The following is a 26,290-nucleotide window of genomic DNA, read 5'->3' as shown; positions in this document are numbered from 1 at the left end:
AAGATCTCATGACAGTGTCGACCCATGGACAAGCCATTGAGCGGGAAGGTCGTCCTGGTCGCCGGGGCGACGCGTGGGGCGGGCAAGGGCATCGCGACCGAGATGGGCGCGGCGGGAGCGACGGTCTACGTCACCGGTCGCAGCACGCGCGATCAGCGCAGCGAGTACGACCGCGACGAGACCATCGAGCAGGCCGCCGAGGCCGTCACCGAGGCGGGCGGCACGGGCATCGCCGTCCAGGTCGACCATCTGGAACCGGCGCGGGTCAAGGCCCTCGCCGAACGCGTCGAGGCCGAGCAGGGCCACCTCGACGTCCTCGTCAACAACATCTGGGGCGGCGAGGGGAAGTGGAGCTTCACCGACAGGCTCTGGGAGCACGACCTCGACAAGGGGCTGCGCGTCGTCCGGCTCGGCATCGAGACGCACCTCATCACCAGCCACTTCCTGCTTCCCCTGCTGCTCAAGCGTCCCGGCGGTCTCGTCATCGAGATGAACGACGGGACCGAGGAGTACAACCGGGCGAACTTCCGCAACTCCTTCTTCTTCGACATCGCCAAGAGCGCCGTCGGCCGGATGGGCTGGGCGACGGCGCACGAGATCGGCCCGCTGGGGGCGACCGCGCTGTCGCTCACGCCGGGCTGGATGCGTTCGGAGATGATGCTCGACAACTTCGGCGTCACCGAGGAGACCTGGCGCGACGCCCTCGACCAGGTCCCGCACTTCGCGATCTCGGAGACCCCCCGCTTCGTCGGCCGGGCCGCGGCCGCGCTGGCCGCCGACCCGGACGTCGCGCGCTGGAACGGGAAGTCGACGTCGAGCGGTGAACTGGCCGGGGTCTACGGCTTCACCGACCTCGACGGCAGCCGTCCCGACGCCTGGCGCTACATCGTCGAGGTCCAGGACGCCGGGAAACCCGCCGACACCACGGGATACCGCTAGCTACAGGGCCTCGGCGTAGGCGTTGGCCTCGTCGATGGCCCCGCGGGCCAGGTTCACCGCTTCCTCGACGCGGTCCTTGGCGCCGTTGAGCATGGTCAGGGCCTCGCCGGCCTGATCGTGGCCGCTGCCCTTGGTCACGCCGGCGAGCTGCCCGCCCGCCTCGTCGAGCTTGTCGATGACGGGCGTGCTGTGGTCGATCGCGCCCTCCATGAGCCGCACCGACTCCAGCAGCCGGGCCTTGACGCTCTCGATGTCCACCATGGACGGTTCCCCCTCGGCTAGAACACGACCTGCCCGCCGATGAGGCAGACGATCAGCCATGTACTCAGACAAACGATCAAGCCGAGCCGGGGGTTACGTACCGGTTTGCCGTCACCGAGCCGGGGACGTCCGGCGACGCCGATCGTCAGCCACCCCAGACCGAAGGCGACCAGCGGGATCAGGAAGCACCAGAACGCGACCCACCCGCGCCCGGAGAGGGTGTCCTCCGCGGCCGAGGCGCCCACGATGATCCCGACCTGCACGAGCAGGCCGAACAGGGCGTAGACGCCGTAGATGACGGCGTTGCGCTCGTCGACGCGCCAGCGTGGGAACAGCGGCGGGCGATGCGCGAGGTAGTCGGTCTCGGTGACGAGGGCGTCGGCGGCGGCGGCGTCCTCGCGGGCACCGCGCAGGACCTCGGCGACGTCGGCGCCCGCGAGGTGCGGTGCGGGCTGCGGCTCGAACTTCAGCGGCATCCGCGCGACCGTCGCGACGTTCTCCAGCGAGGTGCGCTGGCGGGTCAGGTTCGTGCCGATCTCGGCCAGTTCGGCGCGCCGCGCCCCGACCCAGGTCTCCCGCTGACTGCCGCGCGTGGTGTCCTCGGACCTCAGGCGGGCCAGATCCCTTGCGGCGGCGAGGTAGTCGTCCCAGGCGCTCATAGGTCATCTTCTCCGCTGTAGGGCAGGATCAACGTCCGGGTGTCGGCGTGCCGGTCGATGAGCAACGCGCGGTTGGGGCGCGGCTGCCAGTCGGCGACCGACTGTCCGAAGTGGCTCGTCAACTCGTTGCCGGGGATGTTGAGGACAACCGCGCAGGCGACGTCCTCGCGGCCGCTGGAGCCGCCGATGTCGTCGGCGAAGCGCCGCAGGGTCCGCCACCAGCCCAGGACGTGCACGCGACGGGCCGGTCCCCGGCGCAGGATCGCCGACAGTTTCTGGGTCTGGGCCCGGTCGAGCGTGGCCGCGTCGAGACCGAACCCGATGAGATAGGTGTCGGTGACGTCCTCATCGGACAGTTCGTCGAGCAGGGCCGGGAGGTCGCCGATCCGGTGCCGGGCGACGGTCACGCCGCGACCGGCGATGTCGAGGATCGTCTCCTCGACAAGTTCGGGCGAGGTCGCCGCCGCGAACAGGAAACGCGCCCGGGGCGACTGGCGCGCCAGGGACTGGGCGGCGGCGGCGAGAATGTCGGCGCCGCGCGGGTCGGCGCCCAGGATCGCCAGGTGGCGGCCGGGGCCGGAGTCGAGGGAGACCGCCGCCGTGCTGGAGGTCAGGTCGACGGTCCGGCCGACCAGCGCGCGCGGCACGGTCGTCTCGGTCAGCGACGCGAAGGTCGGGTCGTCGGCGAGGCGCTGTTCGGCGTATCCGGCGAAGACCGGCGGCGGGGGCGAACCCTGCGCCCGGCGCTCCCACATGCGGTGGCGCAGCTCGTCGAGGGTGCCGGATCCGTCGTGGGCGTTGGGGAAGCGGATCAGTCCATTGTGGTCACGGATGCCGCCGGCGGTGTTCACGATCGCCTCACCGACGCGCAGCCCGGCCGCGGCGGTGTTGAGCACGTCGAGGACGGAGTTGGCTCCCGGCAGGGCGACCCGCATCGGGAACTGCCCGAAGATGGAGTCCTTCTTGGTGTACAGCGCCTCGATGCCCGACACGGTCTGGCTGGCCAGGACCATGTGGATGCCGTAGGAGCGGCCCTTGCGGGCCAGATCCTCCAGGAGCGCGACGGCCTCGCGCGCGACCTTGTCGTTGCCCTGGAACAGGACGTGGAACTCGTCGACGACGAGCACGACCCGCGGTACCTGCTTCAGCCTGCGCAGCTGGGCGTAGCGGGTCACACCGGCGCGCTTCATCGCCACCGAGCGGCGGGTCATCTCCCCGGCCAGCTCGCGCAGGACGGCGACACCGTACTCGCGGTCGGACTCCACGCCGACGGCCCGGGCGTGCGGGATCCACGTCGGATCCAGCTCACTGGGCGTGAACTCGGTGAAGGACACGCCCTCCTTGAAGTCGAGGAGGTACAGCGCGAGCTCCTCGGGGGAGTAGCGCGCGGCCAGTCCATAAAGGACGTCGAGCAGGAAGACCGTCTTACCGCCACCGGTACGGCCGCCGACGAGCCAGTGCGGTGTCGCGTCGTCGAAGGACAGCACCGCCGGGCCGTTCTCGCCACGGCCGACGATCGCGCGCAGGCCCTCGTCGGCGCGTTCGGTCCACAACTCGGCCGGGACGAGATCGGCGAAGCCGATGCGCAGGGCGTCGCGCTCGCGCGCGGCCAGCTGCGACGCGAGGGCGATCAGGTCGTCGATGTCGGGCGCCGGGTCGAGCGTGACGCGGGCGGCGAGGCCGGAGCCGTCGGCGCTGTAGGCGGCGCCGGGACCGTCGCCGACCTCGGCGTAACCCTCCCTTATGGACACCTGCACCGCACCGGCCAGACCGCTGAAACCGCAGGCGATGAGCTGCACCCCGGCGGCCACGCCGCTGCGGGCCAGCGCGTCGAGACGTTCGGCGTCGGCCTTGCTGTGCGGGGGCGCCGAGGCGATCACGAGGACCAGCGTTGGGCCCTCGGCGCCGTCCTGGAGACGCGAACGGACGTGCGCCTCGGCGGTGTCCAGTAGCGCGCGAAAGCCGTTCTGGTCGGTGATCGGGGCGCTCAGGACGCCCGCGTCGACGAGGGGCCGGAACGGCGCGAAAGCCGCGCCGAGCCCGGCCGCGTCGACGCACCTCACCCGCAGCGAACCCGGGTCGGCACCCGTGAACAGCTGCGGGATGACGCCTTTGAGGAGGTCGGCGACCCGCGGGTCGCGCGTGTCCACATCGGTCACCAGGTGCGCCGAGCCGAGGAAGGGGACGACCACCGGGGTCCGTCGCGAGCCGTAGGCGAACTCACCGATGCGCAGGTAGCGCGCGTCGGCGGGGATGCGGGTCGCGGCGGCGGCCATGCGGCCCGCGGCGGCCTCGTAGGCGGCGGGGTCGGCGATCACCGCGCCCCCCGCGACCTGGTCGAGGGCGGCCGAGGCCGCCTGCACCCGGCCGACGGCGCGCTGATGGCGCGCACCGGCCTCGTCCAGAACCTTTCGCAGGCGCCCGGTCACCACGTCGCGTCCCCACTGTCGTCTCGGCGTGTCGCCTTAGCCTATGGCGCGCGGGGCGCGCGGAGAAGACCGCACACGCTGGGACCTGTCACAGGAGAGAGCTACCGTCGGGGCATGGCCGGACTCACCGACCGCTACGGTCGCACCGCGGTGGACCTGCGCGTGTCGCTCACCGACAGGTGCAATCTGCGGTGCACCTACTGCATGCCCGCCGAAGGGCTCGCCTGGCTGCCCAAGCCGGCGCTGCTCACCGACGACGAGGTGGTGCGGCTCGTCGGCGTCGCCGTCGGGCTGCTGGGGGTGCGCGAGGTGCGCTTCACCGGCGGGGAGCCGCTCCTGCGGCCCGGCCTCGTCGACATCGTCGAGCGCACCGCACGCCTTGACCCCCGGCCGAAGATATCCATCACGACGAACGGGATCGGGCTGACCAAGACCGCCCCCGCCTTGCGGGCCGCCGGCCTCGACCGCGTCAACGTCTCCCTCGACACACTGCGGCCCGAGCGCTTCAAACAGCTCTCCCTGCGTGACAGGTTGTCCGAGACTCTCGACGGCCTCGCCGCCGCCGCCGACGCGGGCCTCACCCCGGTCAAGATCAACACCGTGCTGATGCGCGGAGTCAACGACGACGAAGCCGTCGAGCTGCTCGCCTTCGCCCTCGACCGCGACTACCGGCTGAGGTTCATCGAGCAGATGCCGCTCGACGCCCAGCACGGCTGGCGCCGCGAGGAGATGGTCACCGCCGAGGAGATCCTCGCCGCGCTGCGCTCGAAGTACGCGCTCACTCCGTCGGCGAAGCCCCGCGGCGCCGCCCCCGCCGAGGAATGGCTCGTCGACGGGGGGCCCGCGACCGTCGGCGTCATCGGCTCGGTGACCAGGCCGTTCTGCGGGGACTGCGACCGAACGCGCCTCACCGCCGACGGGCAGGTGCGCGCCTGCCTCTTCGCGACCGGCGAGACGGACCTGCGGGAGGCCCTGCGCGCGGGCGCGGCCGACGAGGAACTCGCCGAGCTGTGGAGAGGGGCCATGCTCGCGAAGAAGCCCGGGCACGGGATCGACGATCCCAGCTTCCTGCAACCGCCCCGGCCGATGTCGGCGATCGGGGGGTGAGGGGGACGTGGTGACCGTTCGCTTCTTCGCCGCCGCCCGCGCGGCCGCCGGGACGCCCGAGACGACCCTGGCCGCCGCCGACCTCGACACTCTCCGCGCCGGCCTCGCCGAGAAGTTCGGCGGCGAACTCGCACGCGTGCTGTCGGTGTCGTCGTTCCTCGTGGACGGAGTCGTCGCCCGCGGCGGCCCACTCGCGGAGGGCACGGTCGTGGACGTGCTGCCCCCGTTCGCGGGAGGTTAGGGACCGCCCCTAAAGCCCCAGCCACATGCTCCGGTCCCGCTGCCCCGCCTTCCGCGCCGGAATGTGCGCGAACCCGTACCGCAGATACGCCGCCTCCGCCGCGTCGTTCCCCCACACCACCTCAAGGTGCACGGCCCTGTCGCCCACCGAGCGCGCGTGCTCGACGACCGCGTCCGTCAGCCGCTGCGCGAGCCGGGCACCCCGCGCCTCCGGCGCGACCCACATCGAGATCAGCTCGGTGACGTCGGCCTCCAGTTCGTCGCGCACGGCACCGACCATCCCGGCGGGTTTCCCGTCGACGAAGGCCGCGAAGACCGTGACGGCCTCGATCCAGGAGCGCCACTCCTCGTCGGTGCGCGTGACCGTGCCCTCGTACGTCGACAGGAAGGCCGTCGGCGCGTCCTTGAGCGCGGTGAGCCGGAGCGTCCTGGCGACGTCGAGGTCGGCGGTGGTCAGACGGCGAACGGTGATCGGCATGCGGCAAAGCTAGTCCGCGGACCGCACGGCCGTCGCCATGATTTCGGCCAGCCCGCGCATGCGCTCGACCAGTTCGGGCGGCCCGAGGACGGTGAACGGGATCCCGAACATGGGCACGTGGAGGGCCAGTTCGTCGAGGTTGTTGGCACCCGCCCGCAGCAGACACGACTCCCCGTCGACGGCTTCGAGGGTCCCGACGGTCGGCGGGATTTCGGCGGTGGCGGTCGCGACGGGCACGTGCAGCAGGAACTCGCCGTGGTGGCGGTAGACGTCGGTGGAGATGCCGCGCGAGACGTGGAAGGCGGGGTCGTCGGGCAGGTCGCGCGGCGCGAACCTCGGGCCCGCCGGGATCACCGGGGTCATCCGGTCGACGCGGAAGTTGCGCCAGTCGTCACGGTCGAGGTCCCAGGCGAGCAGGTACCAGTGGCGGCCGGAGTGGACGAGCCGGTGGGGTTCGGTGCGCCGTCGGGCGGCCGCGCCGTCGCGGCCGGTGTAGTCGAAGCGTAGCTGCTCGTGGGCGTGCGCGGCAGCCGCGACGGTGGTGAGCACGTCGGGGTCGACGGCGGCGCTGCCGGGCATCGCGACGGTGACCGCGTTGAGCCCGGCGACGCGATGCCGCAGCCGCGACGGCAGCAGCTGCTCCAGTTTCCGCAACGCCCGCAAAGACGCCTCCTCGATGCCCGCGACGCCGCCACCGGCGGCGGTCCGCAGCCCGACGGTGACCGCGACGGCCTCCTCGTCGTCGAGGAGCAGCGGCGGCATCTTCACCCCGGCACCGAGCCGGTAACCGGGCAGGCCGGGCGTGGCGTGGACGGGATAGCCGAGGGCGCGCAGCTTGTCGATGTCGCGGCGGACGGTGCGCCCGTCGACGCCGAGCCGGTCGGCGAGTTCGGGGCCCGACCAGTCGCGCGGGGTCTGGAGGAGGGAGAGGAGGCGGAGGAGTCGTGCGGAGGTGTCCCACATGAGTTCCATTCTGCCCCTCACCTAGGACAAAATATGTCCTAGCAGGTCCTTAGGCTGGACACATGACGAACACCGAGATCCGCCCCTTCCGCGTCGACGTTCCCCAGGCCCGGCTCGACGAGCTGAACGCCAAGCTCGACGCCGCCACCTGGCCCGCGCCCCTCCCCGGCGACGACTGGGATACCGGCGTTCCGGTGGCGTGGCTGCGCGGCCTCGCCGAGTACCTTCGGCACTCCTACGACTGGCGCGCCGCCGAGGCCGAGCTCAACGCGCACCCGCAGTTCACCACCGAGATCGACGGGCAGAACATCCACTTCCTGCACGTCCGCTCGACCCGCGCCGACGCCACGCCGCTGCTGCTCACGCACGGCTGGCCCGGTTCGGTCGTCGAGTTCCTCGACGTCATCCCGCTGCTGCGCGACGACTTCCACCTCGTCATCCCGTCGCTGCCCGGGTTCGCGTTCTCCGGCCCGGTCGGCGAGGCGGGCTGGACCCCCGACCGCATCGCCCGCGCCTGGATCACGCTCATGGAGCGGCTCGGGTACGAGCGCTTCGGCGTGCAGGGCGGCGACATCGGCGGGGCGGTCTCGCCGGAGGTCGCGCGGATCGCGCCCGGCCGCGTCATCGGCGTCCACACCAACGGCGGACCCGGCCCGATGCCGCCCCTGCCGATGCCCGAGGACGAGCTCGCCTCCCTCACCGACGTCGAACGCGACCGCGTCGCGCGCATCGAGGCCTTCATGCAGGAGGAGTTCGGGTACATCGCGATCCAGTCGACGCGCCCGCAGGCGCTCGCCTACGGGCTGGTGGACTCGCCGATCGGGCTGCTGGCGTGGCTGATGGACAAGTTCCGGGAGTGGACGCACCCGCGCGCGACCGTGCCCGACGAGATCCTCGGCCGCGACCGGCTGCTGACGAACTGGATGCTGTACTGGGCGACCGGCACCGCCGGGTCGGCCGCCTTCGTCGGCTACGCGCAGAACGGGCCCTGGGGACCCCCGAAGATGAACTCCGGCGTCCCCACGGCGGCGCTCGTCCTCGCCCACGACGTCGCCATCCGGCGCTACGCCGAGACGGAGAACACGATCGTCCGCTGGACCGACGTCGACCGCGGCGGCCACTTCGCCGCCTTGGAGGAGCCGGAGCTGCTGGCGGGGGACGTGCGGGAGTTCTTCGCGGGGCTCAAGTAGGGGACTACCGCCCCTTCTGTCCCCCGACCCCCACCACACTCGCCCCGACGACCACCAGCAGCAAAGCCACCGCCGTCAGCGCGAACGACGTCCCCGCAGGCCCGAGGTCGAGGCCGAGCGCGGCGAGGATCCGGTGCGCGCTGTACACGGTCCCCACGGCGCTCCCCACCGCGAGCAGCAACAGCCCGGTACGCGAAGCCGCACGCGTCTCGCGCCCCCGCCGGCGGAGGCAGAGCCGCGCGACCTCGGCCAGGCACGACCCGAGCACCGCCGCATACGCGACCAGGTACGCGGCCACACCCGCCGTCCCGGCGTGGGGCGGCGCGAGCAGGTTCAGCCAGTCGGCGCCCGCGTCGACGGACCCCACCGCGACCGCCGCCGCGGCCCCCATGACCGCCAGCGCGACCCCGAGCAGGCCACCGTGCAGCACGACGGACCGCCTGGCGCGGGCCGGGGTCGCGGTGGCGTAGGCGGTGAACGCGGTCGCCGCCGTCGCCGCCGCCAGCGCGGCGGCGTGCTGCCCGACCCGCAGGGCGACGAGGCCGGCCCCGTCCCCGGCCACGGCGTTCATCAGCGGCGGCCAGCCGACGGTGAACGCCACGGCGATCGCGACGAGGGCCGCGGTGAGCCACCGCGACGACACCGTGGCCTTCCCACCGCGCAGGTGCCCGGCGACGCGGACCGCGACGGCGGCCCACGCCACGAAGGTAACGGCGAGCTGGACCAGGTCGGACGGTGACATGTGGGGTGGCTCCGATCTGCGGATCGGCCCAGTCTCCCCACCTCGCGCAAGCCCTTCCCCACGCCGTCACCCCTGTCAGTGCGGCGGCGTGCCGCCCGACCCGCAGGGCGACGAGGCCGGGGCAGCGGGTTCGAAACGCGGGCCCGGGCACGGCGGCGGTGTGGCGGGGCGTTGATCCCACACCACTGCGCGGCCGCCGCGCGGCGCCACGGTCGAGCGTAGGGAGGAGGCCGGGAGGCCACCGGCGGCGTTCATGTCTCCCGAAGGCCCGCCCCAAGCCCCACGCCCACCTCGCGCAAGCCCGCCCCTACGCCGTCACCCCCGCGTCCACCGCGATCGTCGCGCCCGTGATCATCCGCCCGCCTTCCCCTGCCAGGTGCGCGACGGTCGCCGCGATGTCCTCCGGTGAGCAGTACGCGCCGAGGGCGGTGAACGCACGTTCACCTTCGGCGTCGGGCCCGTCGGCGGGGTTCATCTCGGTGTCGGTCGAGCCGGGGGCGACGAGGTTGACGGTGATCCCGCGCGGCCCGAGGTCGCGCGCGAGGCCCTTGGTGAGCCCGACGAGCGCCGACTTGCTCATCGCGTACAGCGACCAGCCCGGGTAGGGCACGCGTTCGGCGAGGCTGCTCCCGATGAACACGATCCGCCCGCCGTCGGGCATGTGCGGCGCGGCGGCCTGCGCGAGCAGGAAGGATGCGCGGGCGTGGATCGCGAGGGTGCGGTCGACCTCGTCGAGGGTCACGTCGGCGAGCGGGCCGAACGGCGCGATGCCGGCGTTGCCGACGAGGACGTCGACGCGCGAACTCGGCGACCGTGCGGTCGACGACCGCGCGCAGGTCACCGGCGTCGGCGGCTTCGGCGCGCAGGGCGAGGGCGCGGGCGCCGCCGTCGCGGAGGGACGCGGCGAGGGCCTCGGCGCGGTCTTTCGCGGCGGCGTAGGTGATGACGACGTCGGCGCCGTCGTGGGCGAGTCGGCGGGCGATGGCGGCGCCGATGCCGCGGCTTCCACCGGTGATGAGGGCGACCATGGGACTCCAATCGGAACGGATTCCGCTTCAGCTTAAGCGGAACGCGTTCCGGAAACTAGCCCTCGGCGTATCCTGAGCGCGTGAACGCCGTCACTCAGCGAGAACAGCGGCCCGAACGCCCCGACGCCGCCCGCAACCGCGCCAAGATCCTCGCCGCCGCCGGGGAGATCGTCCGCGCCCGCGGTGTCGACGGCCTCGCCATGGCCGACGTCGCCGCCGCCGCCGGAGTCGGCGTCGGCACCCTCTACCGCCGCTTCGGCGACCGCTCCGGCCTCGCCTACGCCCTCATCGACGGCCGTGAACGCCACTTCCAGGCAGCCTTCCTCGAAGGCCCGCCGCCCCTGGGCCCCGGCGCCCCCGCCCGCGACCGCGTCCGCGCGTTCCTGCACGCCCTCGTCGACCGCACCGCCGAACAACTCGACCTGCTCCTCATGGCCGAGACGGCGACCCCCTCCGCGCGCTTCGGCGGCGCCTACGCCGCCTACCACGCCCACCTGTCCATGCTCATCACCGAAGCCGCACCGGGCGCCGACGCGGGTTTCCTCGCCGACGCCCTCCTCGCCCCGACGGCCGCGCCGCTCTTCGCGCACCGGACACGCGAAGGCGGCTGGACCACCGAGCGGGTCACATCCGGCTTCGACGAACTCCTCGACGGCCTGCGCTAGGAGTCCATCAACTCCCGCGCCTTCACGATCAGCCGCTCCAGCCGCTGCACGTCGGCGTCCTTCGTCGCCGCGAACATCGCCCCGGCCTCCTCCTCAAGCGACGGCAGCCACGCCCGGTCGCCGTCACCCCGCAGCACCCGCGCGAAGGCCCCCGCCAGGAGGGAAACCCGCAGCTTCGGCGCCGCCGCGAGCCACTCCCGGTCGAGATCGGCGACCGCGACGGTCCGCACCGCCTCCTCCGACCCGAGGTCGGCCGGCGCCAGCCACCGCACGTTCGCCGTCGCCACCGAACCCGACGCGCCCTCCTTCAGCACGACCTCGTACAGCGCCGTCACCGTGTGCCCCGGACCCATCTCACCGCCGTCGACGGAGTCGTCGCGGAAGTCCTCGTCGGCGATCTCCCGGTTCTCGAAACCGAGCAGCCGGTACGACACCACGTTCTCGGTATCGAAGCTGACCTGTACCTTCGCGTCGCGCGCCCGCACCGTCAACGTCGCCGGCAGCCGCGACACGAACAGCTCCTTCGCCTGCTCCTCCTTCGACACGTACACCGCGAACCCGTCACCGTTGTCGGCCAGTTGCTCCATCAGCGCGTCCCCGTACTCGGCGCCCACCCCAACGCACAACAACGCGATCCCCTCGGCGGCCTTCTCGGCGACACTGCCCAAAATCGCGTCCGCGGTCGTCGAACCGGTGTTGGCCAGCCCGTCCGACAGCAGGATCACCCGGTTCGTCGACCCCGCCCGGAAACCCTTGCCCGCGACCTCATAGCCGCTGACGAGGCCCTCCTCCAGATCCGTCGCGCTCTCCGTCGACAACGCGTCGACCGCGGCGTGCAGCGCCTCCCGGTCCGACACCGGCGTCATCTCCCGCAGCACCTCCGCCGTCTCCGAATAGGCCACGATCGCGACCGCGTCGGACTCCGCCAGTTGATCGATCAGGTGATGCAGCGCGGCCTTGACCAGGTCGAGTTTCCCCGGATCGGCCATCGAACCCGACACGTCGATCACGAAGGTCAGCGCCGCCGGCGGGCGCTCGCCCTCGGGCTCGGGCTTGGTGCTCAGCCCGATGCGCATGAGCCGCGCGCCGGCGGCGCCGTCGTACCAGACCGGCGGGCGCGTGCCGTCGGCGACGACGCCGATGCCGTCGCCGGGCGGTTCGGGATAGTCCTGCGTGAAGGCGTTGACAAACTCCTCGGGCCGGATCTGCTCGCCCGACGGGAGCGTGTTCGCCTCCAGCTGCCGGGCGGCGTAGTCGTAGGAGGCCGTGTCGATGTCGATGGCGAACGTGGACTCGTCGTCCTCACCGGTGGCCGTGTTCGGCGCGGAGTCGGACTGTTCGGAGCCGCCGCCGGAGCAGCCCGCGAGAAAGACGAGCGCGGCTCCGGCGGCGGCGATGAGCCTGATGACGGGGAGTCGGGACATGGCGGGCACCCTCCTTGGTCCACGATGGACTTCCCGGATGCGACCCGCCATCGGCCGAGCGGGTTCCGGCCGTTGCCGAGCTGAGTCGCAGCCGTGACCCGAGGTGGCCTCCCCGTTACACGGCCGCCATCACCGGCACGGGGTCGTGGTGCCGCAGCGAGCGCGACCACGCGACCGTCCCGATGCCGACGAGGGCGAGCGCGGCGGTCACCAGGGCTGGCGAGGCGAGGCCGTATCCGCCGTCGATGAGCAGCCCGGCGAGCCACGGGCCGAGGGTGATGCCGACGTTGAAGGCGGAGATGTTGGCGGCTCCGGCGAGGGTGGGGGCGTCGCCGGCGAGGGTGAAGACGCGGACGTTGACCGCGGGGTTCGTCATGAAGCCGAGGAGCCCGAGGGCAACCACGAGGATGACCGTGACCGCGGGGTTTCCCGCGGCGAGGAAGATGCCGACGGCGACGATGGCGACCCCGGTGAAGCCGAGGTTGAGGGTGGCGAAGGCGGCACGGTCGGCGTAGCGGCCACCGAGGCTGATGCCGGCGAGGGAGCCGAGCCCGAAGAGGAGCAGGACGACGGGGACCCAGGCCTCGCCGACGCCGGTGCGGTCGATGAGCATGGCGCCGAGGTAGGTGAACAGCGCGGTGACCGACCCGGCGGACATGGCGGTGGCAACGTAGGCGAGCCAGAGGCGGCGGTTGGCGAAGACCCGCAGTTCGGCCCGCAGGCTCGGGGTTTCCCGGGTGCCGACGTGGGCGGGGATGGTCGCGACGATGAGGATCGCCGAGAGTGCCGAGAGCCCGGCGACCGCCCAGAACGCCGCCCGCCAGCCGACCTGTTGCCCGATGAGGGTGCCGGCGGGGACCCCGATGATGGTGGCGATGGTCAGGCCGCCGGTCACGACGGCCATGGCCTTGCCCTTGGCGTCGCCGGGGACGAGCCGCAGTGTCGTCACGGCCGCCACGCCCCAGAAACCGGCGTAGGCGACGGCGCCGAGGACGCGCAGGCCGAGCAGGACGCCGTAGTCGGGCGCGAGGGCCGACAGGACGTGGGTCAGCGCGAACACGCCGAGGAAACCGAGCATGGTCGCCCGCCTGGGCAGGCGCAGTGTCGCCACGGCCAGGATGGGCGCACCGACGAGCATGCCGAGGGCGAAGCCGGAGGTGAGCAGGCCCGCGTCGGGGATGGACACGCCGAGGTCGTCGGCGACGGCGGGGAGCAGTCCGGACAGCATCAGCTCGGAGGTGCCCTGGGCGAAGATCGCCAGCCCGAGGACGTACACCGACAGGGGGATCTTTCTGCTGGTCGTCATGGGTTTCCTCAAGATTTTAGATTGATCGGTACAAAACTTGGGCAGGCCGGGGAACACCACGCGGGGGGAGCTGACCTACAAGGCGGCCTTGGCGACGTCGGCGATGCCCTGGAGCACCGGGCCGGCGGCGCCCGAGCGGGCCGAGATCCGGATCCCGCCGATCACCGACATCAGGTAGTTGGCCACGGCGAGCGGATCCGCGCCGGGAAACTCCCCGTCGCGCTGCCCTTCGCGGACCAGGTCGCCGAGGACGTCGATCCGCCGGTCCCGCTCCCGGTTGAGCATCGCGTCGACCGCCTCGTCGCGCGGGCCGAGCTCGACGGTGCAGTTGACCGCGAAGCAGCCGTCGCGGCCCTGCCCGGCGGCCTCCTCGACGGTGATGTCGAGCAGCCGCCGCAACCGCGCCGACGCCGAGCCCCCGCTCGCGACGATCTCGTCGAGGGTCGCCGAGGTGATCGCGAAGTAGTGCTCCAGCGAGCGCGTGAACAGGTCGTGTTTGCTGCGGAAGGTGTTGTAGATGGAGGAGCGGCCCAGGCCAGTGGCCGCGCACAGGTCCTGCGTCGAGGTCGCCTCGTAACCCTGCGACCAGAAGACGCGCATGGCGGCGTCGACCGCCCGCTCCTCACTGAACTGCCGTGGCCTGCCCATGCCGCGGACGCTACCAGGTTTTGAATCGCGCGGTCCAATACGCTCCGGGTGGGGCGCGACACGCCCAAGGTGTGCCAACGTCGCCGACTTTCTTCATCCACAACCGGTGGACGAAGAAAGCGCAGCTCAACCGCCTGAAATGGACCGTCCACAGTGTTTGTCCACAACTTGTCCACAGGTCTGTGCACAACATCCACGCGGTTATCCACAGGATGGTCCACAGCTTCGTCCACTGTCCGATTTGAGGGCGCGGACCATGGCTCGTACAGTGCAATGTCCTGCCCGGAAACTTGTCGTACGAGCGGCGTACACCGGGTGACAGGGGCGGAACACAGACGGGAGGCGTCGACGTGGCACTGACCGACGAACGGTCCGTCGAAGGCGCACCGCCCGACGAGTACGGCGGGTACGAGCGCACACCACCGCAGGACATCGCGGCCGAGCAGTGCGTCCTCGGCGGGATGCTCCTGTCGAAGGACGCCATCGCCGACGTCGTCGAGATCATCACGACCAACGACTTCTACCGGCCTGCCCACGCCCTCATCTACGACGTCATCTGCGACATGTACGGCCGCGGCGAACCCGCCGACCCCGTCACCGTCGCCGCCGCCCTCACCGACTCCGGCGAGATCGGCAAGATCGGCGGCGCGCCCTACCTGCACACGCTCATCTCCTCGGTGCCGACGGCCGCCAACGCCGCCTACTACGCGCGCATCGTCAATGAGCGCGCCACCCTGCGCCGCCTCATCGAGGCCGGCACGCGCATCGTGCAGCTCGGCTACGGCTCCGCCAACGGCCAGGGCCGCGACATCGACGACCTCGTCGACCTCGCCCAGCAGGCCGTCTACGACGTCACCGAGCGACGCGTCAACGAGGACTACTCCGTCCTCGCCGAGCTGCTCCAGCCCACGCTCGACGAGATCGAGGCGATCGGCTCGCGCGGCACCATGGCGGGCGTGCCGACGGGCTTCACCGACCTCGACCGCCTCATCAACGGCCTCCACCCCGGCCAGCTCGTCATCGTCGCCGGGCGCCCCGGTGCCGGCAAGTCGACGGCCGCCATGGACTTCATGCGCTCGGCCTCGCTGCACCACAACCTGGCCTCGGCCATCTTCAGCCTGGAGATGAGCAAGGTCGAGATCGTCATGCGACTGCTGTCGGCCGAAACGCGCGTGCCCCTGCACGTCCTGCGCTCCGGCGACCTCTCCGACGACGACTGGACCAAACTCGCCCGCCGCATGGGCGAGATCAGCGAGGCGCCCCTGTTCGTCGACGACAGCCCGTCGATGAACCTGATGGAGATCCGCGCGAAGGCCCGAAGGCTCAAACAGCGTCAGGACCTCAAACTGATCATCGTCGACTACCTTCAGCTCATGAGCTCACCGAAGCGCGTGGAGAGCAGGCAGCAGGAGGTCTCCGAGCTGTCGCGTGGCCTCAAGCTCCTCGCCAAGGAGCTCGAATGCCCGGTGATCGCCGTCGCGCAGCTGAACCGTGGACCCGAGCAGCGGACGGACAAGCGGCCGCAGCTGTCGGACCTTCGCGAAAGTGGATCTTTGGAGCAGGATGCGGACGTCGTGATCTTGTTGCACCGCGAGGACTACTACGACAAGGAATCCCCCCGCGCGGGCGAGGCCGACTTCATCGTCGCCAAGCACCGTAACGGCCCCACCGACACCATCACCGTCGCCGCGCAGCTGCACCTGTCGCGTTTCGTGGACATGGCGATCGGCTGATGATGCGCAGCGTCGTGGACCTCAGCCACCCGATCACCGACGGCATGGTCACCGTCCCCGGCCTGCCCGGCCCGAAGATCGGCCAGTTCCGCTCGCACGCCGAATCGGCGCCGAACTACGCGCCCGGGACGTCGTTCCAGTTCGGGCACTTCGACATGATCAGCCAGACCGGTACCTACCTCGACAGCCCGTTCCACCGCTACCCCGACGGCGTCGACCTGTCCGGCCTGCCGCTGGCGTCCACTGTGGACCTGCCGATCGAGCTGATCACCGCCGGGGGCCCCGTCGACGCCTCGACGCTGGAAGGCCGCGACGTCGAAGGCAAGGCCGTGCTGTTCCAGACCGGCTGGGACCGGCACTGGGGGACCGCCGCCTACGCCGTCGGCCACCCGCACATCACGCGCGACGGTGCCCACTACCTCGCCGACAACGGCGCCGTCCTCGTCGGCTTCGACGCGTCCAATGTGGACGACACGACCGACCCGGAACGGCCCGCGCACACCGTCCTGCTCGGCCGGGGCGTGGTCGTCGTCGAACACCTGCGGGGACTCGACCGCCTCCCGCACGACCTGCGCCACTGGCGTTTCCACGCCGCCCCACTCGCCGTCGCGGGCATGGGGACCAGCCCGGTGCGCGCCTACGCCGTGCTCGTGAGCTCGCCGACGTCGGAGTCGGTGCCCAGCTCGTAACCGGTGACGACCTCGGCGCGGATGCCGAGCAGCGCGATGTCCTCGGCGTCGGCCCAGTCCGGAATCCGCGAGCGCAGGGCATCGAGGTCGACGCGGTTCTCGACCTCCTCCTCGTTGATGAACCTCACCGGGCCCGTGACCACAACGCACCAACCGGTGTGCAGGTGCCCGTTGAAGATGTCCACCTCATACGCGATCACGTACTCCCCGATCGTCGAACCGCGCAGCCCCCGGCAGAGAGCGGAATCGCGGTGCGCGAGGACGACGATGAGCTCCCCGTCGACGAGATGGGTCGTCGGCCACACGGCCGGCAGAGCTCGCGCGAAGTACACCAGCCGGCCAAGCGAAACGCTCGCGACTCTGCGCAGCGCCTCCTCCGTTGGCAGATCGTGCAACTTTCGAGGTTGCAGCAGCATGTTGTTCCCTTTCCTGTGACACACCCACACCCTGCGGCACTCGCTCACCCAAGTCCGCCCCCTGTCGCGCTGTCGGCCGCCCTCGGGGACTCAAGCGTGTGTCCTGTTCAGCACCGTGCCAAGAGTCGATCGGCCCTAGCGGATCGGCACTTTCGTCTCATAGGACATCATCGACACCAGGAGGTTTTGACGACGATGTCGACGACGACGCACGAAGTTCTCAACCAGCCACCGCCGTACACCGATCGCAACGTTTTCAACGACAACGCGCCCCTCCGCGACGCGCTGGGATGGTCGGGAGCGGGCTGGATCGCCGGTCACGCCGGGAAACTCGGATCCACGGTGGGCAGTGCCGAGTGGGCGCGCAAGGCCGAGGACGCCGAGCGCCATCCGCCCGTCCTGCGCACCCACGACCGCTACGGAAACCGCGCCGACGTGGTCGACTTCCACCCGGCCTGGCACGACTGGATGGGCCTCTCGGTGCGCAACGGCCTGCATTCCCTGCCCTGGCAGGGATCCGCCCGTGGCGCCCATGCCGCCCGGGCCGCGCTGTTCATGCTCACCTCGCAGGTCGAGCCCGGCCACGGCTGCCCGATCTCGATGACCTACGCCTCGATCCCGACCCTGCGGGCGAACCCGGCACTCGCCGAGCAGTGGGAACCGCGGATCACGTCCACCGAGTACGACTTCGGGCTGCGGGCTCCGCAGGACAAGCGCGGCCTGATCCTCGGCATGGCGATGACCGAGAAGCAGGGCGGCTCCGACGTCCGCGCCAACACCACCCGGGCCGTCCCGGCCGGTGACATGTACGCGATCACCGGGCACAAGTGGTTCTGTTCGGCGCCGATGAGTGACGCGTTCCTGGTGCTGGCGCAGACCGCGGGCCCGGCGGGCAAGGACGCCCTGTCGTGTTTCCTGCTGCCCCGGGTGCTGCCCGACGGGACGCTCAACGCGATCCGCTTCCAGCGGCTGAAGGACAAGCTGGGCAACCATTCGAACGCCTCCTCCGAGGTCGAGTACGACGGTGCCCTCGCCCACCTGGTCGGTGAGGAGGGCCGTGGCGTGCGGACCATCATCGAGATGGTCGGGCACACCCGCGTCGACTGCGTCCTCGGCACGACGGCCGGCATGCGTCAGTCCACTGTGGAGGCGCTCTGGCACGCGTCGCACCGGTCGGCCTTCGGCGCCGAACTCGTCGACCAGCCCCTGATGGCCAACGTCCTGGCCGATCTGTGCGTCGAGTACGAGGCGGCGGTCGTCACCGGCATGCGCCTCGCGGCCGCCTACGACGACCCCGCCGACGCCCTGTTCCGGCGCCTCGCCGGGGCCGTGGCGAAGTACTGGGTGTGCAAGCGCGGTCCCGCGCACGCCGCCGAGGCGCTGGAATGCCTGGGCGGCAACGGATACGTCGAAGAGGCTCCGCTGGCCCGCCGCTACCGCGAGCAGCCGCTGCTGTCGATCTGGGAGGGCTCGGGCAACGTGATCGCGCTCGACGTGCTGCGCGCCCTGTCGACCTCGCCGGAGTCGGCCGAGGCCTACTTCGCCGAGGTCGACCGCGCCGCCGGGTCGCACCCCGTCCTCGACGCCCACGTCGCGCGCACCAAGAAGACCCTCGCCGACGGCGTCGACGCCTCGCGCGCCCGCCGCCTGACCGAGGACCTCGCCCTGGCACTACAGGGATCCCTGCTGGCGAGGCACTCCCCGGCGGCGGTCTTCGAGGCCTTCGTCGCGTCCCGGCTGGACGGTGACCGCGGCCTGAACTACGGCGATCTGCCCACCGGTACCGACACCGCCGCGATCATCGCCCGGCACGCCCCGCCGGTGTGAACGTACGGGTGACGCCGGCCGGTTCCGTGGATCGCGACCCGCCCGCCGGAACCGAAACCACCGTGTTCACCGCCCGGCACTCCCCGCCGCCGTGAACACGTGAGCAACGCCGGTCAGCTCCGCAGACCGCGCCCACAGGGACTCCTGTGCGGCGCGGTCGTTCGCTTTCCGGGAGGCGGTCACGATCCCGGGGTATCCGGCGATCTCGAACAGTCCGGTCGGGCCGTAGTACTCGCCGCCGCGAGCGGCGGGATCGGTCGCCGCGCGCAAGGTCGGGAGGGCACCCATCTCCGGCGTGCGGCCGAATGCCCTGGCCACGCATAGATTGACGGCCCTGACGAGCGGGTTGCCGTGCCGGAAGACGGCCGTGGCCGCGCCGCCGGGGTGGGCGGCGAGCGCGGTCGTGGTGGCGTCGGCGGCGGTGAGGCGTCGACTGAGGGCGCCGGTGAACTGGAGGTTGGCGAGTTTGGCGCGGGCGTAGGCGCCGCGGTCGCCGGTGAGGTCGGTGGTGTCGCCGAAGCGGTGGGCGATGCTGGCGACGGTGACGACACGGGACGCCTCGGTCGCCAGCAGGAGGGGAAGGAGCAGGCCGGTGAGGGCGAAGTGGCCGAGGTGGTTGACGGCGAGCTGGATCTCGTGGCCTTGTGCCGTGCGGCCTTTGAGGCCGGTGACGCCGGCGTTGTTGACGAGCAGGTCGAGACGCGGGTGACGGCCGGCGAGCTCACCGGCCGCCGCGCGGATCGACGCGGGGTCGGCGAGGTCGAGCCGGAGCGTCTCGACGGTGGAAACGCCGATGGCGTGTGCGGCCCGTTCGGCTTTGGCGGTGTCGCGGCAGGCGAGGACGACTCGGGCGCCTCGTCGAGCGAGTGCGCGGGCGGTCTCGTAGCCGATGCCGGAGTTGGCACCGGTGACGAGTGCGACGCGTCCGTGCTGGTCGGGGATGTCGGCGGCGGTCCAGTGGGGCATGGTCGACTCCTAACATGAACGTCGGTTCATCATCTATAGTGAACCACGGTTCATTTTTTGTCGAGAGGAGCCCACCAGTGCGCGCCGACGCCCTGCGCAACCGGACCGCGATCCTGAACGCGGCCCGCCTGCTCGTCACCACCGACGGGCCGGAGACCGGGATGGACGAGATCGCCGCCGCCGCCGGCGTCGCCGTGGGGACGCTGTACCGGCACTTCCCGACGAAGACGGCACTCGTGGGCGCGGTGATGGCCGAGACCTCGGCGCAGATCGTGGCGCGGCTGGAGGCCGCCGTCACGCGCGTCGAGACGGGCGAGAGCCACGCGGTCGCGGAGGTCGCGGGACTGTTCGCCTACGTGGGCGTCGACGGCGCCCACGACCGCACACTGCGACAGGTCGCGGCGGGACTCGGCGCCTACCGTCCCGTGGCGCTGGAGATTCCCGCACGGCGGCTGCTGTCGACGCTCGTCGACGCCGCCCACGACGAAGGCGGCCTCCGCCGGGACGTGAGCGTCGACGACCTCGGGCTGCTCATGGCGACGATGCCGGGTCCGGAAGTCGACGCGCCCGCACGCGAACGCTGGGTCGCCCTCGTCTGGCGCGGCCTGGTCAGCTGACGTCGACGTCGACGGTGTCGCCGACGGCCACCTCACCGCCACTCTCGACCACGGCGTAGACACCCGCCGTCGGGAACGTCCCGAAGTCCGGGATCGTGACCCGGTGATGCTCGGCCAGGACCCGCAGGGCGTCGCGGTCGCCGGGCAGCCCACCATGCGCGAGCGTCGGGATGGCACAACGAGGACTGGGCAGCAGAACCCGCAGCCGCGCCCGCCCGCCGAGCACGACCGTCCGCCCCACCCACGCGTCCTCGGCGAACCCGGACCCGTTTCCTGTGTCGATCACAAGATTAGGTCGATACCGCTCGACCTCGACCATCCCCCGCGACGAACGCCCACCGATCGCCGCCAGGGTCCCCGTCGTGATCAGGTGAATCGGCGCGAAGTCGAAGAACGTGCCGGGCAGGATCGCGCCGAGGGTGCTGACCGTGGCGTCGACCTCGGCCTCCACCCCGAGTTCCAGGACCTCCTCGGGCACCGAACGATGCAAGGACGCCCCCTCCGGCACCACATCGGTCAGGCGCACATTCCGCCCGGTCAGCTCCGAAAGCGCCGCGTCCAACCCCGCCGAGGGCCCCACCACGACACGCCCGTCGGAGAACGAGACGCGCACACGGTCACCACCGACCACGACCGCCGACGCCGACAACAACTCCCGCCACAACCGCGGCTGCTTCGCACTGGCGACGAGACCGGTCTCCCCGTCGACCAGGGCGAACCGTCGATCACCGGCCACCCCACCCTCACCGAGCACGGCGGCGGAAAGGGACTCGCCGAGAAGCGACTTGACGGGGTAACGACGCAGAGCGGCGAGTTTCACGGGGCAATGGTGCCAGGAACCCGCGCTAACCTGACCCCGTCGGCGACGGTCAGGGGGACAGCGTGGAATTCTTTGTTTTAGGTCCCCTGGAGGTCCGCCTCGGCGAGCGGGTCGTGCCCGTCCCGGACGGCGCCCTGACGCGACTGCTGGCGACGCTCCTCCTTGAGGCGGGCCGGATCTGCCCGGTCCCGCGGCTCGTCGACGCGCTCTGGGACGGCGCTCCGCCCACCACGGCCGAGCGGCAGGTCCGCAACGCCGTACCGCGCCTCCGGGAACGGCTCGGCGACACCGAGCGGACCCTGATCGAGACCGTCGCCGGCGGATACCGGCTGCGTCCCGAGGCGGCCCGGATCGACTGCCGCGATTTCCAGGACGCCGTCGCCCGCGCCCGCGACCTGCGGGCCACCGGGAGACCCGACGCGGCCGAGACCGCGCTGGCCGAAGCGCTCGCGCTCTGGCGCGGCGAGGTGCTCGGCGGGCCGGCCGGGCAGGTGCTCCGATCCCTTGCGGCGCCTCTGGAGGAGGCGCGGACAGCCGCCTACGAGGACCACGCGGAACTGCGCCTGGAACTCGACCGGCCGCTGGACCCGGTCGTGGACGAGTTGTCACGGCTTCTCGGAGATCACCCCCTCAGGCAGCGGTTGACGGAGCTGCTCATGCGCTGCCTGCACCGCCAGGGCCGCAGGGCCGAGGCGATCGACGCCTACGAGCGCCTCCGCGAACGACTCGCCGAAGAGTTCGGCATCGACCCTTCCGAACGGCTGCGCGCCCTCCTGCGCGACGAATCGGCACCCCCGCCGGCCGCGAGACCCGCCTCGTCCGGTGCCCGGCCCGCACAACTGCCCGCGGCCCCCGCCGGTTTCTGCGGACGGGCCGCCGAGCTGCGCGAACTCGACGCGACGCTCGCGCCGGTCGCGGTCGTCTCGGCGGTGTCGGGCACGGCCGGGGTCGGCAAGACGGCGCTGGCAGTGCACTGGGCGCACACGGCCGCCGAACGCTTTCCCGACGGCCAGCTGTACGTCGACCTGCGCGGGTTCGGTCCCGAACCGGGCACCGTCGACGCCGTCGACGCGCTCGGCGCCTTCCTCGCCGCACTGGGGATGCCACTGGACAAGCAGCCTTCCGCCGTGGACGCGCGGGCCGCGCTGTACCGGTCGATGCTGGCCGGCCGACGGATGTTCGTCCTCCTCGACAACGCCCGCGACGCCGACCAGGTCCGCCCGCTGCTGCCCGCCGCTCCCGGCTGCCTGACGCTGGTCACCAGCCGCCGCCGGTTGCCCGAGCTCGCCGACGCGCACCGGCTCGACCTCGACCTGTTCACCACCGGCGAGGCACACGAGTTCCTCCGCCGCCGTCTCGGCGACGACCGCGTCGCGGCCGAACCCGAGGCCGCCGAGGCGCTCGTCGAGTCCTGCGCCCGGCTGCCGCTCGCGCTGGCGATCGCCGCCGCCCGCGCCGCCCTCCAACCGGAATACCCCCTGTCGGTGCTCGCCGCCGAACTCGAAAGGACGCGCGGCGACCTGACCGCCTTCGGCGACGACGATCCGGCAACCGACGTCCGCGCGGTCTTCTCCTGGTCCTACCGGGCCGTCAGTCCCCCGGCCGCCCGCCTGTTCCGCCTCCTCTCCCTGCACCCGGGCCCCGAGATCGGGACCGCCGTCGCCGCGAGCATCGCGGCGATTCCCCCGGAGGAGGCGAAAAGGCGGCTCGACGAGCTGGTCGGCGTGCACCTGCTCACCGAACGCGCGCCCGGCCGCCACGTCTTCCACGACCTGCTCCGCGTCTACGCCGCCGAGCGGAACCACGCCGAGGACCCGGCCGAGGAGCGGACCGCGGCGACCCGCCGGGTCGCCGACCACTACCTGCACACGGGAGCCCGCGCGCGGGAACTGCTGGTGCCGGGAGCACCGAGGCTTCCACTGCCCGACGCCGGGCCCGAGATCGCCGCCGAGTCCCCGGCGACGATGGACGAGGCGCTGGAGTGGTTCGACCGGGAGCGCACGAACCTGCGGGCCGCCTTCGGCCGGTGCCGAAGCGACGGCTTCGACCTCCACACGCGGCGGCTCGCCTGGATCCAGTCGGAGTACCAGGGACTGCGCGGCCACCTCGACGAGCTGATCTCGATGCAGCACACGGCGCTCGAATCGGCTCGGCGAGACGCCGATCCCGAGGCCGAGATCTACGCCCACCGCGCCCTCACTATCGCCAACGCCAGGCGAGACGACTACGACGCGGCCGAAGAGCACATCGCCGCCGCCCTGTCGCTCTGCGGCGACAAGGACCCCGTGACCACCGGAACCCTGCACCGCAACTACACCGTCATCCTGGACCGGCTGGGTCGTCCGAGTGAGGCGCTTCGGCACTGCCGAGCCTCGCTGGAGGCCTTCGAGCGAACCGACGTGACCCGGGGCAGGGCACTGGCGCTGGCCGGGATCGGGTGGTTCTCGGTACTCGAAGGGGACCTGGAGACGGGGATCGACCACGCTGTGCGGGCACTCACGCTCTTCGAGGAGATCGGCGCCGACGACCTCACGGGCGGGGCCCTCGACACACTCGGCCTCGCCCATCACCGGCTGGGCGAACCGGACACCGCGATCTCGTACTACGAGCGGGCGCTCGCCGGCTGCCGCAGGCGCGGCGACCGTGGGAACACCGCCGGCGTCCTCGACCATCTCGGCGACGTCCACGCCGACGCCGGGCGCGCCGACGCCGCCCGCCGGTCCTGGGCCGAGGCACTGGCGATCTTCGAGGAACTGCGTGAAGCGCGGGCCGCCGACGTCCGCGAGAAGCTGCGGACGACCGCCCACTGAGGAAATCCACGTGACCCCCGTCCCCCGCTCCCGCTAACCTCCCGGGGAACCGCACCGAAGGAGGCAACCCGCCGTGTCCGCCGAACGAACGACCCCAGCCTGAGCCCACGCGACCCCGCGGGGCTCTGACCGTCGATTTCGTCGGAGGGCCTTCGTGCTCCGTTTCCTCACAGACCCCATCAACCCGTTCACCTCCCGTGTCGCCGCACTCCCGCGGACGGCGTGGTCCTTCCTGCTGCGCGAGTTCCGTCCGCTGCGCCTCGTCGTGGCCGCGAGTCTGGTGTCAACCGTCATCGGCGCCTCCGTCGAGGTCTGGCTGATCGGCTACTCCGGGCGCCTCGTCGACTCGCTGACCGCGACCGCCCCGCCGGACGTCTGGCGCGTGCACGGGCCCGAGCTGCTCGCCGTCGCGGGGCTGCTGCTCGTCGTCCGGCCGCTGCTGCACTTCTTCAGCGAGGCGCTCGACGACCTCGCCTTCCGCTCCAACGCCGAGGCGCTGGCGCTGTGGCGCACCCACCGGCACGTCTCCCGCCAGTCGGCGGGATGGTTCCGCCGCAACCTCTCCGGCCGCGTCGCCTCCCTCGTCGAAGGCGGCGGCCAGTCCGCCTCGGTGGCCGCGTACGTCGTGATCCACACCCTCGCCTACGTCGGCGTCTACATCATCGGCTCGGTGTGGGTGATGTCCTCGGTCGACGCCCGGATGGCGCTGCCGATGGCGCTGTGGATCCTGCTGTACGCCGGGCTCGCCGCGCACGTGATCCCGCGTTACCGGCGCACCTCCGAGCACCGCCAGGAGGCCGAGTCGGAGCTCACCGGACTGCTCGTCGACTCCTACGGCAACGCCGACACCCTCGCGCTGTTCGCCGACCGGGCGGCCGAGGACGACCTCGCCCGCCGCGTCATGGACCGCACCCGGCGGTCACGTCAGGACGTCGGGCGCGTCGAGGTCACCGTCAACACCGGCATGATGCTGCTCAACGGCGTCCTCATGACCGCCCTGATCGGGTACGGCATCGTGCTGTGGTCGCAGGAGGCCGCGCCGATCGGGCTCATCGCCTCGGCGCTGGCCTTGAGTTTCCGCATCGGCTCGATGGCCGAGTGGCTGCTGGACGGCGTCTCGTCGCTGTTCAGTTCCCTCGGCTCGCTGCGGAAGTCGCTCGACACCGCCGCCGAGCCGCTCGCCGTGCCCGACGACGGCACCGACGTCCTCCAGGTGACCGAGGGCCGCATCCGGCTGTCGGGCGTCCACCACCACTACGGGCGCGGCGCCGGTGGGCTCGACGGCGTCGACCTGGAGATCCGGCCCGGCGAGCGCGTCGGCCTGGTCGGCCGTTCCGGGGCGGGTAAGTCGACGCTGGTGAACCTGATCCTGCGCTTCTTCGACGCCGAGGACGGTCGTGTCGAGATCGACGGGCGCGACGTCACGTCGGTGACGCAGGAGAGCCTGCGGCGGGCCATCGCGATGGTCCCGCAGGAGGCGACGCTGCTGGCCCGCACGGTCCGCGCCAACATCGCCCACGACGGGACCGACGTGGAGGAGGCCGCGAAGAAGGCCTCCGCGCACGGTTTCATCACCGCGCTCCCCGACGGTTACGACACCCTCGTCGGCGAGCGCGGCGCGGTGTTGTCGGGTGGTCAGCGGCAGCGCATCGCGCTGGCGCGGGCGATCCGGAAGGACGCGCCGATCCTGGTGCTGGACGAGGCGACGTCGGCGCTGGACTCCGAGGTCGAGGCCGCCATCCAGGACACCCTCGACGAGGTGATGGAGGGCCGGACGGTCATCGCGATCGCGCACCGGCTGTCCACGATCGCGCGGATGGACCGGATCGTCGTGCTGAACGCCGGCCGGGTCGCCGAGGAGGGCTCGCACGATGAGTTGCTGGTGCGGGGTGGGTTGTACGCGTCGTTGTGGGCGCGGCAGTCAGGCGGGTTCCTGGGGGAGTGATCGCCCGTTTCACGTGAAACATCCGCTCTGGCGTGCGTAGAACCGGCCGGTCGACTCACCCGACCGGCCGGTTTCCGTTCGAGTACCCGTTCCGCCGCGATTCCTCACCCGCGATGCTTCAGCTGTGCGAACCCACGAGGGGGAGGGAGCCCACTGCACACCGTTTCACGTGAAACATCCGTTCGAGCCCGCGCCGGGACCGGCGTTCGACTCCGGCCGACCGCCACGTGCGCCCGGCAGCCCGCTCCCGAACCCGCTCACCTCACCCTGCACCGTTTCACGTGAAACGCCCCCTCGGCCTACAGAGACCACAAGCCAGAGCCAGAGCAGGCCGTGACGAGAGAACGCCCCCACCCAAAGACGGCACACACGAAAACGGCCGGTCGAA

General features: G+C 71.7%; 23 protein-coding genes and 1 pseudogene. 11 read left to right on the top strand and 13 right to left on the bottom strand.

The genetic code is table 11. The features are described from left to right. Window positions 1-24: 24 nt before the first annotated feature. Window positions 25-939: an SDR family oxidoreductase gene (locus tag HNR73_RS38460; protein WP_184793019.1), complete on the top strand. Its 915-nt coding sequence runs from the start codon at window positions 25-27 to the stop codon at window positions 937-939. Here HNR73_RS38460 and HNR73_RS38455 read toward each other — a convergent pair whose 3' ends face one another. From HNR73_RS38455 to HNR73_RS38445, 3 genes are read right to left on the bottom strand one after another with little or no spacing between them, the layout of a single operon-like run. Further along, window positions 940-1,200, bottom strand: coding sequence for a hypothetical protein (locus HNR73_RS38455; protein ID WP_184793018.1), 261 nt, complete (start codon window positions 1,198-1,200; stop codon window positions 940-942). It abuts the gene before it with no gap. A gap of 17 nt (window positions 1,201-1,217) precedes the next feature. Then, complete coding sequence (locus tag HNR73_RS38450; RefSeq protein WP_184793017.1) at window positions 1,218-1,859, bottom strand: hypothetical protein; 642 nt, start codon at window positions 1,857-1,859, stop codon at window positions 1,218-1,220. Further along, complete coding sequence (locus tag HNR73_RS38445) at window positions 1,856-4,291, bottom strand: FtsK/SpoIIIE domain-containing protein (RefSeq protein WP_184793016.1); 2,436 nt, start codon at window positions 4,289-4,291, stop codon at window positions 1,856-1,858. Before HNR73_RS38445 ends, HNR73_RS38450 begins: the two co-directional genes overlap by 4 nt. 111 nt (window positions 4,292-4,402) lie before the next feature. Between HNR73_RS38445 and moaA the strand changes: the two genes are divergently transcribed. Both moaA and HNR73_RS38435 read left to right on the top strand, forming a co-directional pair. Beyond that, on the top strand, window positions 4,403-5,395 hold the full coding sequence (gene moaA / locus HNR73_RS38440) for a GTP 3',8-cyclase MoaA (RefSeq protein ID WP_184793015.1): 993 nt from the start codon (window positions 4,403-4,405) through the stop codon (window positions 5,393-5,395). 7 nt (window positions 5,396-5,402) lie between these two features. After that, window positions 5,403-5,636 (top strand): MoaD/ThiS family protein, encoded by a 234-nt coding sequence (locus HNR73_RS38435; RefSeq protein WP_184793014.1) that lies wholly within the window; start codon window positions 5,403-5,405, stop codon window positions 5,634-5,636. A 9-nt stretch (window positions 5,637-5,645) separates the two neighbouring features. Here HNR73_RS38435 and HNR73_RS38430 read toward each other — a convergent pair whose 3' ends face one another. Together HNR73_RS38430 and HNR73_RS38425 are read right to left on the bottom strand one after the other, a co-directional pair. Next, window positions 5,646-6,113 carry a GNAT family N-acetyltransferase gene (locus HNR73_RS38430; RefSeq protein ID WP_184793013.1) on the bottom strand — a complete coding sequence of 156 codons (468 nt, stop codon included), beginning with the start codon at window positions 6,111-6,113 and terminating at the stop codon, window positions 5,646-5,648. Between the two features lie 9 nt (window positions 6,114-6,122). Further along, complete coding sequence (locus HNR73_RS38425) at window positions 6,123-7,076, bottom strand: helix-turn-helix transcriptional regulator (protein WP_184793012.1); 954 nt, start codon at window positions 7,074-7,076, stop codon at window positions 6,123-6,125. Window positions 7,077-7,138: 62 nt separating this feature from the next. Between HNR73_RS38425 and HNR73_RS38420 the strand changes: the two genes are divergently transcribed. Next, complete coding sequence (locus HNR73_RS38420) at window positions 7,139-8,266, top strand: epoxide hydrolase family protein (protein ID WP_184793011.1); 1,128 nt, start codon at window positions 7,139-7,141, stop codon at window positions 8,264-8,266. A 4-nt stretch (window positions 8,267-8,270) separates the two neighbouring features. Here HNR73_RS38420 and HNR73_RS38415 read toward each other — a convergent pair whose 3' ends face one another. Both HNR73_RS38415 and HNR73_RS38410 read right to left on the bottom strand, forming a co-directional pair. After that, on the bottom strand, window positions 8,271-9,008 hold the full coding sequence (locus HNR73_RS38415; protein ID WP_184793010.1) for a hypothetical protein: 738 nt from the start codon (window positions 9,006-9,008) through the stop codon (window positions 8,271-8,273). Between the two features lie 307 nt (window positions 9,009-9,315). Further along, window positions 9,316-10,036 (bottom strand): annotated as a pseudogene (locus tag HNR73_RS38410) (SDR family NAD(P)-dependent oxidoreductase). An 80-nt stretch (window positions 10,037-10,116) separates the two neighbouring features. Here HNR73_RS38410 and HNR73_RS38405 point away from each other — a divergent pair. Beyond that, the gene (locus HNR73_RS38405; protein ID WP_184793009.1) at window positions 10,117-10,701 is read left to right on the top strand and encodes a TetR family transcriptional regulator; all 585 of its coding nucleotides are present in this window, start codon (window positions 10,117-10,119) and stop codon (window positions 10,699-10,701) included. Here HNR73_RS38405 and HNR73_RS38400 read toward each other — a convergent pair. The 3 genes from HNR73_RS38400 to HNR73_RS38390 form a co-directional block, all read right to left on the bottom strand. Beyond that, window positions 10,698-12,125, bottom strand: coding sequence for a vWA domain-containing protein (locus HNR73_RS38400; protein ID WP_184793008.1), 1,428 nt, complete (start codon window positions 12,123-12,125; stop codon window positions 10,698-10,700). The genes HNR73_RS38405 and HNR73_RS38400 overlap by 4 nt on opposite strands. A 115-nt stretch (window positions 12,126-12,240) precedes the next feature. Further along, window positions 12,241-13,431, bottom strand: a complete 1,191-nt coding sequence (locus HNR73_RS38395) for a Cmx/CmrA family chloramphenicol efflux MFS transporter (RefSeq protein WP_203686953.1) — start codon at window positions 13,429-13,431, stop codon at window positions 12,241-12,243. Between the two features lie 75 nt (window positions 13,432-13,506). After that, a complete protein-coding gene (locus HNR73_RS38390; protein ID WP_184793007.1) occupies window positions 13,507-14,079 on the bottom strand; it encodes a TetR/AcrR family transcriptional regulator in 573 nt (190 codons plus the stop codon). Between the two features lie 350 nt (window positions 14,080-14,429). On the opposite strand from HNR73_RS38390, the gene dnaB reads away from it, so the two are divergent. Continuing rightward, a complete protein-coding gene (dnaB, locus tag HNR73_RS38385; protein ID WP_184793006.1) occupies window positions 14,430-15,812 on the top strand; it encodes a replicative DNA helicase in 1,383 nt (460 codons plus the stop codon). Then, window positions 15,812-16,501, top strand: coding sequence for a cyclase family protein (locus HNR73_RS38380; RefSeq protein ID WP_239122386.1), 690 nt, complete (start codon window positions 15,812-15,814; stop codon window positions 16,499-16,501). The genes dnaB and HNR73_RS38380 overlap by 1 nt, the downstream gene beginning before the upstream one ends. On the opposite strand, the gene HNR73_RS38375 is transcribed toward HNR73_RS38380, so the two are convergent. Continuing rightward, a complete protein-coding gene (locus tag HNR73_RS38375) occupies window positions 16,450-16,896 on the bottom strand; it encodes a pyridoxamine 5'-phosphate oxidase family protein (RefSeq protein WP_184793005.1) in 447 nt (148 codons plus the stop codon). The genes HNR73_RS38380 and HNR73_RS38375 overlap by 52 nt on opposite strands. Window positions 16,897-17,112: 216 nt before the next feature. Between HNR73_RS38375 and HNR73_RS38370 the strand changes: the two genes are divergently transcribed. Next, entirely contained in the window at window positions 17,113-18,744 is a 1,632-nt protein-coding gene (locus HNR73_RS38370; RefSeq protein ID WP_184793004.1) for an acyl-CoA dehydrogenase family protein, read from the top strand. Window positions 18,745-18,810: 66 nt separating this feature from the next. On the opposite strand, the gene HNR73_RS38365 is transcribed toward HNR73_RS38370, so the two are convergent. Beyond that, the gene (locus HNR73_RS38365) at window positions 18,811-19,710 is read right to left on the bottom strand and encodes an oxidoreductase (RefSeq protein ID WP_184793003.1); all 900 of its coding nucleotides are present in this window, start codon (window positions 19,708-19,710) and stop codon (window positions 18,811-18,813) included. Window positions 19,711-19,787: 77 nt separating this feature from the next. On the opposite strand from HNR73_RS38365, the gene HNR73_RS38360 reads away from it, so the two are divergent. Continuing rightward, window positions 19,788-20,327 (top strand): TetR/AcrR family transcriptional regulator, encoded by a 540-nt coding sequence (locus tag HNR73_RS38360; RefSeq protein ID WP_184793002.1) that lies wholly within the window; start codon window positions 19,788-19,790, stop codon window positions 20,325-20,327. Here HNR73_RS38360 and HNR73_RS38355 read toward each other — a convergent pair. Further along, window positions 20,320-21,147 carry an MOSC domain-containing protein gene (locus HNR73_RS38355; RefSeq protein WP_203686955.1) on the bottom strand — a complete coding sequence of 276 codons (828 nt, stop codon included), beginning with the start codon at window positions 21,145-21,147 and terminating at the stop codon, window positions 20,320-20,322. The genes HNR73_RS38360 and HNR73_RS38355 overlap by 8 nt on opposite strands. A 62-nt stretch (window positions 21,148-21,209) precedes the next feature. On the opposite strand from HNR73_RS38355, the gene HNR73_RS38350 reads away from it, so the two are divergent. Both HNR73_RS38350 and HNR73_RS38345 read left to right on the top strand, forming a co-directional pair. After that, window positions 21,210-23,957: an AfsR/SARP family transcriptional regulator gene (locus HNR73_RS38350; RefSeq protein WP_184793001.1), complete on the top strand. Its 2,748-nt coding sequence runs from the start codon at window positions 21,210-21,212 to the stop codon at window positions 23,955-23,957. A gap of 154 nt (window positions 23,958-24,111) precedes the next feature. Then, entirely contained in the window at window positions 24,112-25,902 is a 1,791-nt protein-coding gene (locus HNR73_RS38345) for an ABC transporter ATP-binding protein (RefSeq protein WP_184793000.1), read from the top strand. The last annotated feature ends 388 nt before the right edge of the window (window positions 25,903-26,290 follow it).

It is taken from the genome of Phytomonospora endophytica, assembly GCF_014202425.1.
Lineage (GTDB): Bacteria > Actinomycetota > Actinomycetes > Mycobacteriales > Micromonosporaceae > Phytomonospora > Phytomonospora endophytica.
Note: the sequence above shows the minus strand (reverse complement) of the source record. Positions and strands in the feature narration are given on the sequence as shown.